Below are 13,078 nucleotides of genomic sequence, written 5' to 3'. Positions count from 1 at the left end.
CAAACCGTAGATGAGTCTGAACTTGCAGAGAACAGGCTGTTCAGGCGGCCTTGGCGGCGGATCGTCGATGGATGGTTGCAAACAGCGCCGAGCGTGCCTTTTGCAGCTGTTCGGCGGCTTCATTATCACTCATGGCCCGCGCCTGGATGAGCAGGCTCTGTAGGGTGATACCGGGCTTGAGCCCACGGGCAGGCGCCGGCAGACTGTGCAGCTTCTCCAGCGGGGTTCGCACGAGCGCTTGAGGGTAGGTGGTGCGGATCTTGCCTTTGGCATCGATCGTCTGTTCGGGGAACAGGCAAGGGCGGTGCATGTTCAGGTAGGGCACGAGGTGCTGCTCACAGAACGCGTTGATGGGCCGGGCGTGCTTTTGCGGGATGTGGGCGTAGCCGAAGGTGCGCCGGATGACCACGCCGTTCTTGGCCTCGACCAGGGCATTGTCGTTGGTGTGGCGGGGCCTGGACTTGGTGAACTCGGCGTTCAGCTTGTCGAGCAGGGCGGCCACGCGGTGGTTGATGTATTCGCCGCCGTTATCGGCATGAACCCCGCGGATGCGAAACGGGAAGCAGGCGAGCATCTGTTCGAGCACGGGCAGCAGGAACGCCTCGGAGATGCGTTCGCAACAGGCGACGACCTGCCACTGGGTGATGCAATCCACGGCGTCGATGTAGTACACGCCCTTGATGCCGTCGTAGTCGCCCTGGTGCACGCTGTCGATGCGAATGAAGCCTGCGCGGCCTGCGGGCTCGGGGGCCTTCCTGATCGCGATGGAGACGGCTCGGCTGGGTCGGGTCGGCTCCCAGTGGCCGCGCGTCTGCCGGTAGCGCGCCTGGTGGCGTAGGTTGTACAGGTGGGAGACGGAGATCGTGGCCAGGCGCTCATAGCGCGCGTCGCCGTAGACCAGCCAGGCGCGTTGGCACAGGTGGCGAGTGGCCGCCCCGCTCAGGTTCTCGTGCAGGGCATCGAGCCTGGCCAGCGCGGTGATGTCCCCCTCGGTGTAGCGGCGCGTAAAGCCGTGCGCGGGCGCGTGGCGCTGCCCAAGCGGGGTGTGATCGCGGAATCGGGCGATCAATCGGCTCAGGTGCTGGCGTGAGTAGCCACTGGTCGCGAGCAGGTAGCGGATGACCAGTCCCTTCTGGACGCGAGTGAGCGAGGGGTATCGAAAGCGCTGCAGCACCGACAGGACGTGCACCTGGCGCTGCGCTTGGGTGCCAGCGGCGACCTGTGGCTCCAGGCCAGCGGTGCCGGCCAGGAATTGTTCCAGGCTCTCCAGGCTGGTGAGCCGTTCGTCGTGTAAGGTCAAGATCATCTCCCGATGATCGACGACCCGCGGCCAAAGCTCCAGACTCATCTGATGTTGGAATCACCAGGCCCCCTTCAGACTCATCTGATATTGGACAGGGCTTCAGCTTGATTTAAGCTGAACACGATGATAAATTCGCATTCCGTTTTGAGAATTGTTCTCATTTTTCATCCCCTTCTCGTACGAGCCGCCACTATGTCGATCCGCTTTCGCGTCCCGCCCCTCGCCCGACGCCTGTCCCTTCTGGCTGCGGCCCTGCCGCTGGTGGCGGGCACCGCCCTGGCGGCGGAAGTCAATCTTTACACCACCCGCGAGCCCAAGCTCGTCGAGCCGCTGCTCGCCGCCTTCACCCAGGACACCGGCGTCAAGGTCAACACGGTCTTCGTCAAGGATGGCCTGCTGGAACGGGTGCGCGCCGAGGGCGCGCAATCGCCGGCCGACCTGCTGATGACGGTGGACATCGGCAACCTGCTGGACCTGGTGGACGGTGGCGTCACCCAGCCGATCGATTCCGCCGCGCTGAAGGCCGCCGTTCCCGTCAACCTGCGCGCGGACGACGGCCAGTGGTTCGCCCTGTCGCTGCGTGACCGGGTCACCTATATCGCCAAGGATCTGGACCTCCAGACCTTCCACTACGAGGACCTGGCCGACCCGCGCTGGAAAGGCAAAGTCTGCATCCGTTCCGGCCAGCATCCCTACAACACCGCGCTCATCGCGGCCATGATCGCCCATGACGGCGCCGAGGCCGCGGAACAATGGCTGCGCGGTGTGAAGGCCAACCTGGCACGGCCGGCGACCGGCGGGGACCGCGACGTGGCGCGCGACATCCTGGGAGGGATCTGCGATGTCGGCATCGCCAACGCCTACTACGCCGGCCACATGAAGAACGCGGCCGAAGGCAGCGACGCTCGCCGCTGGGGCGACGCCATCCGCATCATCCGGCCCACGTTCAGGAACGCGCCGGGCACGCACGTCAATGTTTCGGGCGCCGCCGTGGCGCGCCACGCGCCGCACCGCGCCGAAGCCGTCCAGTTGCTGGAATACCTGGTCTCGGACAAGGCGCAGGGCCTCTACGCCCAGGCCAACTACGAATACCCCGTGAAAGCGGGCGTGGCGCTGGACCCGACCGTGGCGAGCTTCGGCCCGCTGACGATCGACGCCTTGCCGCTGACCGAGATCGCCCGCCATCGCAAGCAGGCCAGCGAACTGGTCGATCGCGCCGGCCTGAATCAATGACGGGCCGATAGGCGAGAAACGCCATGGCGGCGAGCGGCCGTTTCCAGGCCTGGCCCTGGCACGCCGGCATGGCCCTGGCGGCGCTCGGCGTGCTGGCGCCGATCCTGGCCCTGATCAGCCAGGCGGGCCTGGGCTCGGGTGCCCACTGGGGCCATCTGCTGCGATTCGTATTGCCGGACGCCTTGGCCCAGACCCTGGGCCTGCTCGCCGGGGTCGGCCTGCTGGCCGCCGCCCTGGGCGTGGGCGCCGCCTGGCTGGTCACGGCCTACGAGTTCCCCTGCCGCAGGGCCCTGTCCTGGGCGCTGCTGCTGCCGCTGGCCGTGCCTACGTACATCGTGGCCTACGCCTACCTGGACATCCTGCATCCCCTCGGCCCCGTCCAGGAGGCCATCCGCGCCCTGCTGGGCTATTCCAGCCCGCGCGAATTCCGGCTGCCGGACCCGCGCAGCCTGCCGGGCGCCATCGTGTTGCTGGCCTTCGTGCTCTACCCCTACGTCTACCTGACCACCCGAAGCATGTTCACCAGCCAGGCGGCCCACCTGATGGAAGCCGCCCGGTTGCTCGGCCACGGCCCGTGGAGCGCCTTCCGACGCGTGGCCCTGCCGCTGGCCCGGCCGGCCATCGCCGTCGGCCTGTGCCTGGTGCTGCTGGAAACCCTGAACGACATCGGCGCCTCCGAATTCCTGGGCGTCCAGACCCTGACCGTCGCCATCTACACCACCTGGGTGACCCGCTCCGACCTGGCGGGCGCCGCCCAGATCGCGCTGGTATCCCTGGCGTTGGTAACCTTCCTCATCGCGGTCGAGCGGCATGGCCGGCGGCGCCTGCGCTACACCGGCAACCGTCGGACCGCACCGATCCGGCGGCGCAGGCTGCGCGGCCCGGCAGCCTGGCTCGCCGCCCTCCTGGGCCTGACGCCCGTCCTGATCGGTTTCGCCGCGCCCGCCGCCTACCTGCTGGCGCTCGCCCTCGAACGCCTGGGCACGGGCCAGGGCCCCTCGCCCGCCCTGCTGCGGGCCGCCGGGCAGACACTCACGGTCTCGGCCCTGGCCACGGCCATCGCCCTGACCATCGGCCTGGTCGTCGCCTGGAGCCGCCGCCTCCTGCCCCGGGCGCGCGCCTGGCGCGGCGCCCTGCCCCGGCTGGCGACGCTGGGCTACGCCGTGCCCGGCACCGTCCTGGCGATCGGCCTGCTGTTCCCCCTGATGGCGATTGAACGGGGCCTGTCGGCGCTGCGCGCGGCGACCGGCCTGGACCCGGCCGGCCTGGTGCTGCTGGGCACTCCGGCCGCCCTGGCGCTGGCCTACGTGATCCGCTTCCTGGCCATCCCCGTGGGGACGCTGGAGGCGGGCCTGGACCGGATCCCGCCGTCCCTGGACCAGGCTGCGCGCCTGCTGGGCGAGAACGTCCACGGCATGCTGCGGCGCGTGCATCTGCCCCTGCTGCGCCCGGCGCTGGCCGCCTCGGCGCTGCTGATCTTCGTGGACGCGATGAAGGAACTCCCCGCCACCCTGCTGCTGCGGCCCCTGAATTTCGACACCCTGGCGACCTGGCTGTACGCCGAAGCCGCGCGCGGCACCTATGAGGAAGGCGCCATCGCCGCCCTGGGCATCGTCACCGCCGGCCTGCTGCCCGTGATCCTGCTGGCCCGTTTGATGGACCGCCCTGCTGCCTGAGACCCCGACATGCTGGAACTGAACCGGATTTCCCTGAGCTACGCCGCCGACGGCGGCCGACGTCAAGTGCTGCGCGAACTGAGCCTGACCCTGGAGACCGGCCAGATCGCCTGCCTGCTGGGCGCTTCGGGCTGCGGCAAGACCAGCGTGCTGCGCGCCATCGCCGGCTTCGAACCGCTGGACGACGGCTCGATCCGGCTGGACGGACGGCCACTGTCGGGCGAAGGCGCCCGCGTCGAGCCCGAGCACCGCCGCGTGGGCATGATGTTCCAGGACTACGCGCTGTTTCCCCACCTGGACGTGGCGGCCAACGTCGGCTTCGGCCTGCGCCGCCTGGACGCTGCCGAGCGCGGCCGGCGTGTGCGCGTCCTGCTGGACCTCGTGGGCCTGTCGGGCCAGGAAACGCGCCACCCTCACGAGCTGTCCGGCGGGCAGCAGCAGCGCGTGGCGCTGGCCCGCGCGCTGGCGCCCGAGCCCGACCTGCTGCTGCTCGACGAGCCTTTTTCCAACCTGGACGTGGACGCTCGCGAACGGCTGGCCTTCGAACTGCGCGATCTGCTGAAGGCGGCGGGACGCACCGCCCTGGTGGTCACCCACAACCAGGCGGAGGCCTTCGCCGTGGCGGACCGGATCGGCATCCTGCGGGAAGGCCGGCTGGCCCAGTGGGATACGCCCTATGGCATGCACCACCGTCCCGCCACACCGGAAATCGCGGCCTTCATCCACCGCGAGGCCCTGATGGCCCGGCGGGCCCAGGCCAGCCTGCGCGGCGCGCCCTCAGTCGCCGCCTGAGCCGTCCGGCTTGTTCATTCCCAACTCCCGACACTTGCGGGTCAAGGTATTGCGGCCAATGCCCAGACGCAGCGCGGCCTCTCCCCGGCGGCCGCCGGCCTGATCGAGCGCGGCCCGCAGCAGCGTGCGCTCGAAGTCCCGCCGCAGCGTATCCATCACGCAGGGTTCGCGGCGGGTCAGCCGGTCCCGCGCCTCGGTCTCCAACCCGGCGCGCCAGTCGGGCCGGACCGGTGGCGCGGCCCCTCCCGCGACCGCCGAAGCGGTCGTCAGGTCCGGGACGCGGCGCGACACATCACCCGGACCGGTGCCGACGCCGGATCCGGACGTCCCGGCGGCATCGGCGCCCAGAATCTCGGGCGGCAGATCCTCGACGCCAATTTCCGCGCTGGGCGCCATGACCGTCAGCCACTGGCAGACGTTTTCCAACTGGCGGATGTTGCCTGGGTAGTCGAACCGGCGCAGCGCCTCGAGCGCGGCCTGATCTGGCCGGCGCACCGGCACGCCGAGTTCCGCCGCGCTGCGCGCCAGAAAGTGCCGCGCCAAGGACTCGATGTCCTCGCGACGTTCCCGCAGGGGCGGCAGGCGCAGGCGGATGACATTCAGACGGTGGAACAGGTCGGCGCGGAACAGGCCCGCCCGCACCCGCTCCTCCAGCGGCTGGTGGGTCGCGGCCACGATGCGCACGTCCGCCTGGACGGGCCGCGCGCCGCCCACCCGGTAGAAGGCGCCCTCGGCCAGCACCCGCAACAGACGGGTCTGCAGCTCGGCCGGCATGTCGCCGATCTCGTCCAGGAACAGCGTGCCGCCGTCGGCCTCCTCGAAGCGCCCCCGGCGCGACTGGACCGCTCCGGTGAAAGCGCCGCGCTCGTGGCCGAACAGTTCCGCCTCCAGCAGATCGCGCGGGATCGCGGCCGCGTTCACAGCCACAAAGGGGCCGGCGGCGCGGCGGCTGTGCCGGTGCAAGGCCCGTGCCACGAGCTCCTTGCCGGTCCCGGATTCTCCTGTGATGAGGACAGTCGCACCGGACTGGGACAGGCGACCGATGGCGCGGAACACGTCCTGCATGGCGGGCGATTGCGAAGGCGCCATTTCCGCCTCGCCGAGCACGAACCCGGCCTCCGCGGGAGCCTCCGGGACGGCGCCCGCTCCGGCGCGCGAAGGCGCGGACTGGGCGGCGCGGCCGATCAACTCCACGGCCGACTGGATGTCGAAGGGTTTGGCCAGGTAGTCGAAGGCGCCCTGCTCGAAGGCCGCGACGGTCGTGTCCAGGTCGGTATAGGCCGTCATCATGATGACGGGCAGGCCCGGCAGGCGGGCGCGCACCGCGGCCAACACGGTCAGGCCGTCGGGCCCCGGCATGCGGATGTCGGACACCAGCACGGCCGGCGCGCGCGGATCCGCCGCATCCTCCAGCGCATCGAGCGCCTCCTTCAGCGCCACGCCATCGGCGAAACTGCGCACCGGCCAGCCGGCCTTGTCCAGCGCTTTTTCGAGCACCCAGCGCATGCCAGGCTCATCGTCCAGGATCCAGATCGTGTTCATGCCGCTTCCCGCCTCATGCTCACGCGACTTCCAGCGGCAACAGCAGGCGGAATTCGGTTCGGCCGGGGACGGAATCGAATTCCAGCAGGCCGCCCTGCCGCTGCAGACATTCCTGGGCCAGGCTCAGGCCCAGGCCGGTACCTTGCGCCCGACCGGTCACAAGAGGATGAAAGAGCTTGTCGCGCAAGGCCTCGGGCACGCCCGGGCCATTGTCGACGACTGCGATCCGCAGCCCCATGCGGTGCTGGCCGTCGGCCAGCACGGGCTGGTGCAAAATGCGGGTGCTCAGATGGAGCGCGGGCGCGTCCAGGCCCGGAGTTTCGGCCAATGCCTGCGCGCCATTGCGTGCCACGTTCAGCAGCGCCTGCAGCAACTGATCGCGATCGGCGCGCATGTCCGGCACTGAAGCGTCATAGTCGCGCTCCAGACGGATCCGTTCGCCGAATTCCAGGCGGATCAAAGCCAGGACGCGTTCGCACAGTTCGTGAACGTTGAAGACGCTGGGCATGGCGGCCGGCTGGCCGGACGAGGCCAGGCGGCTCACCAGGCCGGCCAGCCGGTCGGCTTCGGCCACGATCACCCGAGTGTATTCGCGCAGGTCGTCGCGCGGCAGTTCCATTTCCAGCAACTGGGCGGCGGCCCGCAGACCTGCCAGGGGATTGCGGATCTCGTGCGCCAGATTGCGCAGGGTCTCGCGCTGCGCCGCCTGATTGTCCCGGGCCTGCCGAAGATCGTCCAGGTGACCGCCCTGATGAACGGGGATTTCGATCAGCCAGGCCCAGGGCTGGCTTCGCAGCGGAGTCTTCAGGACGCTGTCGCGGCCGTCCAGCCAGGGCTGCGCGGGCTGCCCCGCCAACTGGCGGCGGGACTGGCCCAGCAATTCCTCCGCCGCGCCGTTGGCGTGACGGATGCGGTGGGACTCGTCCAGCAGCAGGACGGCGGTGCGCAGCAGGTCGAGACTGGACGTGTCCACCGCATGACTCGTTTTACCGCCGCCGGGCCGCCCCAAGGTAAAAGGCGCCCCCTCGGGGGATGAGCCTGGACGCGGGGCAGTCCCTGCGGACTGGTCAGCGCCTGGCGAATCCGGGCGGCATGCAGGCCGCGAGGTGGACAGCAAGCCGGAGGCGCTGCGCGGGGACATTTTTCACAAGGTGTAGTACATGTCGAATTCGACCGGGTGCGGGGTCACGCGCAAACGGTCGAGCTCGTTGGCCTTCAGGTCCAGATAGGCGTCCAGCAGGTCGTTGCTGAAGACTCCGCCGCGCGTCAGGAACTCGCGGTCGCGGTCCAGAGCTTCCAACGCCTGATCCAGCGACGAGCACACCGTCGGGATCTTGGCGTCTTCTTCCGGCGGCAGGTCGTACAGGTTCTTGTCGGCCGGGTCGCCCGGGTGGATCTTGTTCTGGACGCCGTCCAGGCCCGCCATCATCAGGGCGGAGAAGGCCAGGTACGGATTGGCCAGCGGATCCGGGAAGCGCGACTCGACGCGGCGCGCCTTGGGATTGCTGACATAGGGAATGCGGATGGAGGCCGAGCGGTTGCGCGCGGAGTACGCGAGTTTGACCGGCGCCTCGTAGTGCGGCACCAGGCGCTTGTAGGAATTCGTGCCCGGATTGGTGATGGCGTTCAGGGCGCGGGCGTGATGGATGATGCCGCCGATGTAGTACAGGGCGAATTCCGACAGCCCGCCGTAGCCGTTGCCGGCGAACAGGTTCTGGCCGTCCTTCCAGATGGACTGATGGACGTGCATGCCCGAGCCGTTGTCGCCCACCACGGGCTTGGGCATGAAGGTCGCGGTCTTGCCGTAGACATGGGCCACGTTGCGGATCACGTACTTCATGATCTGGGTCCAGTCGGCGCGTTGCACCAGCGTGGAAAAGCGGGTGCCGATTTCCAGCTGGCCGCAGTTGCCGACCTCGTGGTGATGGACCTCGACGGGCACGCCCATCTGTTCCATCAACAGGCACATTTCCGAGCGCATGTCGGCGAAAGAATCGATCGGCGGCACGGGCACGTAACCGCCCTTGACGGCCGGGCGGTAGCCCAGGTTGTTGCCGTTGGAATCATGGGCGTTGGACCAGGCGGCCTCGTCGGATACGATCTTGACGAAACTGCCGCTCATGTCCGCGTTCCAGCTCACGCCGTCGAAGACGAAGAATTCGGGTTCCGGGCCGAAGTAGGCGGTGTCGCCCAGGCCGCTGGACTTCAGATAGGCCTCGGCGCGGCGGGCCAGGGAGCGCGGATCGCGGTCGTAGCCCTTCAGGTCCGACGGTTCGACCACGTCGCAGGTCAGGATCAGCGTGGTTTCCTCGCGGAAGGGATCCAGGCGGGCCGTCCCGGCGTCCGGGATCAGGATCATGTCGGACGCCTCGATGCCCTTCCAACCCGGCAGAGACGAACCGTCGAAGGCGACGCCGGATTCCATCCGGTCCTCGTCCATCTGGCTGGCGGGAACGGTCAGGTGGTGTTCCCGGCCCAGGGTGTCGGTAAAACGGCAATCCACGAACGCCACTTCGCGTTCGGCGATCATCTGCACAACGTTTTCAGGGGTGGACATAAAAGCTCCTGCGCCAAATCATGTCGTCAAAGGGAAAAGCCCGAGGCTTCGTCAGATTTTCTAGCAATGATCGTGCCAACTTTTTCAAACCGTGATTCCAGGCTGCGGTGCCCGCCCCACGGGCAGCACGATGGCCGCAATGGTGCATGAATGCACTATTTTAGTGCGCATTTCAGTGCGGACCAATATAAATGCACCATCTGAGTGCATAATTGGGAAACTGATTGAATCGGCAGGCACTGGACATCTCAAACCGTGGCAGCCCTCCACCTCGCCGCTTGCAAGCGGCTCGGATTCGTCAGACACTGAATAGTCCGCAAGGGACTATTCAGTGTCCAGCCTCATCCAGAAACTCCATCTGCAACTCATTCAAGAAGCTCCAGCCCCGGGGCGTGGCGCGGATGCGGTCCAGGCCGGGTTCGAGCAGGCCGCGATCCACCGCGCGGCGCATGGCCGGCAGAATGGCCATCAGCGACAAGCCGGTGCGTTCGATGAACAGCCCGCCCTCGACACCTTCGCGCAAGCGCAGGGCATTGAGCATGAACTCGAAGCCCAGGTCGCCGTGACCCAGCTCGCGGCGCTCGACCACATGCCGGCCAGCACCCTCGATCGCCAGCCGCATCCAGGCGTCCGGCATGCGCGCCCGCGCCTGGCGCGTGATGCGATCCTGGAAGGAAATCTTCGAATGCGCCCCGGGGCCGATCCCCAGGTAATCGCCAAAGCGCCAGTAGTTCAGATTGTGCTGACAGGCCTGATGGGGCCGCGCGTAGGCCGAGACCTCGTAGCGGTCGAAACCCGCGGCCTGAACGAGCTCCGCCACCCGGTCCTGCATGGCCGCGCTCAGTTCGTCGTCCGGCACCCGGGGCGGGTATTTGGCGAAGACCGTGTTGGGTTCCAGGGTCAGATGGTACAGCGACAGGTGCCCCGTGCCGAAGGCCAGAGCCTCGCGCACGTCCTGTTCGCATGCTTCCAGGGTCTGTTCAGGCAGCGCGAACATCAGGTCCAGGTTGACCCGGTCCACGGCGCGCTGGGCCATTTCGATGGCCGCGCGCGCCTGGGCGGCGTCGTGGATGCGCCCCAGGCGGCGCAGCTTGCCGTCATCGAAACTCTGGATGCCCAGCGAAATCCGGTTCACGCCGGCCTGGGCATAGCCCTGGAACCGGGCCGCCTCGGCCGTGCCCGGATTGGCCTCCAGGGTGATCTCCACGCCGGGGGGCAGGTTCAGGTAGGCACGGAACAGGCCGATGATCCGGTCGATCGCCTCGGCCGACAGCAGACTGGGCGTGCCACCGCCGAAGAACACCGTCGAGACCGGCCGTCCCCAGACATCCGGCACGGCCTGTTCCAGGTCGGCCTCCAGGGCCCTCAGGTATGCTTCTTCCGGCAGTTCGCCGGCGCGTTCGTGCGAATTGAAGTCGCAATACGGGCACTTGTGCACGCACCAGGGTACATGCACGTACAACGACAGCGGCGGCAGCGCCGACAGGCCGGGCTTGCCGCGCACGCCAGGACGGCCGTCGCCTTCGCGCCCGGGAGTGGGGATGGGCACCAGACGCTTCATCGGATTCCCTGCTCCCGGTCCCGATCCTGATCCTGATCCTGGCCGAACTCGTTGCGCAGCGCCCGCAGCAGGCCGCGCAGCGCGCGTGCGCGATGGCTGAGGATGTTCTTCTGTTCCAGCGGCAGTTCGGCAGCGGTCATGCCCAGATCGGGCAGATAGAAGTACGGATCGTAGCCGAAGCCGTTGGCGCCCCGGGGGGCGTCCAGGACCTCGCCGTCCCAGGAGCCCTCGACCACGATCGGGCGCGGGTCGTCGGCACTGCGCACGTAGACCAGGACGGCGACGTAGCTGCCGCGCCGATCGGTCCGGCCGGCCATCTCGGCCACCAGCCGGGCATTGTTGGCCGCGTCCGAGCGCGCGCCGTCCGGCGTCTTGGTATAGCGCGCCGAATGGACGCCGGGCGCGCCGTCCAGGGCCTGAACGCACAGGCCTGAATCGTCGGCCAGCGCCGGCAGGCCCGTCGCGCGGCTGGCATGGCGCGCCTTGGCCAGGGCGTTCTCCACGAAGGTGTGGAAGGGCTCGTCGGCCTCGGGCACGCCCAGCGCGCTTTGCGGCACCATTTCGATGCCGGCCGCCGACAGACTGGCGGAAAATTCCCTCAGCTTGCCTGGATTGCCCGAAGCCAGCACGACGCGCTTCGGTTTCATGCGGACTCCAGGGCACTCGCCTGCGCGCGAATCAGTTCCTGGATGCCCGTGGTCGCCAGGTCCAGCAGGCGGTTCAGTTCATCGCGATGGAAGCTGCCGCCCTCCCCCGTACCCTGGACCTCGACGAAATCCCCGGCGCCGGTCATGACCACGTTCATGTCGGTATCGCAGGCGGAATCTTCCGGATAATCCAGGTCCAGGACCGGCCGGCCGTCCACGATGCCGACCGAGACGGCGGCCACCTGGCCGCGCAGCGGATCGGCCGCCAACTGGCCGCCGGCCATCAGGCCGCGCACCGCCAGCGCCGCCGCCACCCAGGCGCCGGTGATGCTGGCGCAGCGGGTGCCCCCGTCGGCCTGCAGCACATCACAATCCAGGTGCAGCGTGCGCTCGCCCAGCGCACGCAGATCGAACACCGCGCGCAGACCGCGGCCGATCAGGCGCTGGATTTCCTGAGTACGGCCGCTCTGCTTGCCACGGGCCGCCTCGCGGTCGCCCCGAGTGTGCGTGGCGCGCGGCAGCATGCCGTATTCCGCCGTCACCCAGCCCTGGCCCCGCCCTTTCAGGAAGGGCGGCACCTTGTCCAGCACGCTGGCGTTGCACAGCACGCGCGTGTCGCCCATGCAGGCCAGCACCGAGCCTTCGGCGTGGCGCGTATAGCCGGTCAGCAGTTCAATGCGGCGCAGCTCGTCCGGCTGGCGGCCGGAAGGCCGCGCGGGGACGGAATCGTGGGCGGTGGGGATCGTCATGAAGAAATTTCCTGCCATATGGCCCGATGGGGCCGGACTACAATAAGGTCCCATTGTAGATAAACGCCGACGAGGCCGCCCCATGATCCGCAGCATGACCGCCTTTGGCTCCGCCCGACTGGACTCCGACGTCGGGGCGATCAGCGTGGAGATCCGCAGCGTCAACAACCGCTACCTGGACTTGAGCCTGCGGGTCCCGGAAGACCTGCGTTTTGCCGAATCCCGCCTACGCGACCTGGTCGGACGCGATGTCCTGCGGGGCAAGGTCGAGCTCAAACTGTCCTACGCCGCGATCGACCGCGAGGCCCTGCGTCCCCTGGACGCCGAGGCCGTGCGCGCGCTGGCCGAACAGCTGCAGTGGGCCCGCCGGTTCATCCCCGACCTGCCCGCGCCGACGCTGGCCGAACTCCCGCGCGAAGGCGCGCTGCGCAGCGGCCTGGACACCGAGACCTGGCTGCCCCTGTGCGAGCAGGCCTGCGCGCGGGCCCTGGAGGAATTCGGTGCCGGGCGCCTTCGCGAGGGCGCCCGGCTGGCTCAGGCCATGCTGACCATGGCCGACGAGATCGACGCCATCATCGCGCGCGTGGACACCGAACTGCCAGCCCTGGTGCAGCAGCACCAGGACCGCGTCGCCCAGCGCCTGCGCGAGGCCCTGGAGGCAGCCAGCCCGGAGGGCTTCGCCGCCATCGGCGGAGCCGAACTGACCGCCCGCATCGCCCAGGAAGCCAGCCTGTTCGGCCTGCGCGTGGACGTGGCCGAGGAGCTCACCCGGCTGCGCTCGCACCTGCAGGAACTGCGCGAGATCCTGTCCGGCAAGCACGCGTCTTCCCCGGCGCGCGGCGGCAGCGGCAAGCGCCTGGACTTCCTGTTCCAGGAAATGAACCGCGAGGCCAACACCCTGGGTTCCAAGGCCGCCGCCCTGTCCGTCACCCAGGCTGCCATCGACCTGAAGCTGCTGATCGAACAGATGCGGGAACAGGCGCAGAACCTGGAGTAGTGTTTCAGGACGGCTCAGGAC

General features: G+C 68.6%; 11 protein-coding genes. 4 read left to right on the top strand and 7 right to left on the bottom strand.

Annotated features, from left to right (window positions below; genetic code table 11):
- Positions 1-40 precede the first annotated feature (40 nt).
- The gene (locus ACTPOE_RS02785) at positions 41-1,306 is read right to left on the bottom strand and encodes a transposase family protein (protein WP_458870343.1); all 1,266 of its coding nucleotides are present in this window, start codon (positions 1,304-1,306) and stop codon (positions 41-43) included.
- A 189-nt stretch (positions 1,307-1,495) separates the two neighbouring features.
- On the opposite strand from ACTPOE_RS02785, the gene ACTPOE_RS02780 reads away from it, so the two are divergent.
- Genes ACTPOE_RS02780 through ACTPOE_RS02770 form a run of 3 tightly spaced genes read left to right on the top strand, consistent with a single transcriptional unit; the run spans position 1,496 to position 5,004 of the window.
- Positions 1,496-2,536 (top strand): Fe(3+) ABC transporter substrate-binding protein, encoded by a 1,041-nt coding sequence (locus tag ACTPOE_RS02780; protein WP_458870675.1) that lies wholly within the window; start codon positions 1,496-1,498, stop codon positions 2,534-2,536.
- Positions 2,537-2,559: 23 nt separating this feature from the next.
- The gene (locus ACTPOE_RS02775; RefSeq protein WP_458870674.1) at positions 2,560-4,212 is read left to right on the top strand and encodes an ABC transporter permease; all 1,653 of its coding nucleotides are present in this window, start codon (positions 2,560-2,562) and stop codon (positions 4,210-4,212) included.
- Positions 4,213-4,221: 9 nt separating this feature from the next.
- Complete coding sequence (locus ACTPOE_RS02770; protein ID WP_458870673.1) at positions 4,222-5,004, top strand: ABC transporter ATP-binding protein; 783 nt, start codon at positions 4,222-4,224, stop codon at positions 5,002-5,004.
- On the opposite strand, the gene ntrC is transcribed toward ACTPOE_RS02770, so the two are convergent.
- From ntrC to rph, 6 genes are all read right to left on the bottom strand, one after another.
- Positions 4,990-6,546 carry a nitrogen regulation protein NR(I) gene (ntrC, locus tag ACTPOE_RS02765; RefSeq protein WP_458870672.1) on the bottom strand — a complete coding sequence of 519 codons (1,557 nt, stop codon included), beginning with the start codon at positions 6,544-6,546 and terminating at the stop codon, positions 4,990-4,992. The two genes, ACTPOE_RS02770 and ntrC, sit on opposite strands and share 15 nt — an antisense overlap.
- A gap of 19 nt (positions 6,547-6,565) precedes the next feature.
- A complete protein-coding gene (glnL, locus tag ACTPOE_RS02760; protein WP_458870671.1) occupies positions 6,566-7,519 on the bottom strand; it encodes a nitrogen regulation protein NR(II) in 954 nt (317 codons plus the stop codon).
- Positions 7,520-7,690: 171 nt separating this feature from the next.
- Complete coding sequence (gene glnA, locus ACTPOE_RS02755) at positions 7,691-9,103, bottom strand: type I glutamate--ammonia ligase (protein ID WP_458870670.1); 1,413 nt, start codon at positions 9,101-9,103, stop codon at positions 7,691-7,693.
- Between the two features lie 328 nt (positions 9,104-9,431).
- Entirely contained in the window at positions 9,432-10,664 is a 1,233-nt protein-coding gene (hemW, locus tag ACTPOE_RS02750; RefSeq protein ID WP_458870669.1) for a radical SAM family heme chaperone HemW, read from the bottom strand.
- The gene (rdgB, locus tag ACTPOE_RS02745; protein WP_458870668.1) at positions 10,661-11,311 is read right to left on the bottom strand and encodes an RdgB/HAM1 family non-canonical purine NTP pyrophosphatase; all 651 of its coding nucleotides are present in this window, start codon (positions 11,309-11,311) and stop codon (positions 10,661-10,663) included. The genes hemW and rdgB overlap by 4 nt, the downstream gene beginning before the upstream one ends.
- On the bottom strand, positions 11,308-12,060 hold the full coding sequence (gene rph / locus ACTPOE_RS02740) for a ribonuclease PH (protein WP_458870666.1): 753 nt from the start codon (positions 12,058-12,060) through the stop codon (positions 11,308-11,310). The genes rdgB and rph overlap by 4 nt, the downstream gene beginning before the upstream one ends.
- Positions 12,061-12,142: 82 nt before the next feature.
- Between rph and ACTPOE_RS02735 the strand changes: the two genes are divergently transcribed.
- Positions 12,143-13,057 (top strand): YicC/YloC family endoribonuclease, encoded by a 915-nt coding sequence (locus ACTPOE_RS02735; RefSeq protein WP_458870664.1) that lies wholly within the window; start codon positions 12,143-12,145, stop codon positions 13,055-13,057.
- Positions 13,058-13,078: the final 21 nt, after the last annotated feature.

It is taken from the genome of Castellaniella sp. WN, from assembly GCF_054457555.1.
The sequence above is the reverse complement of the archived record's forward strand: the minus strand, read 5'-3'. Positions and strand labels throughout refer to the sequence as shown.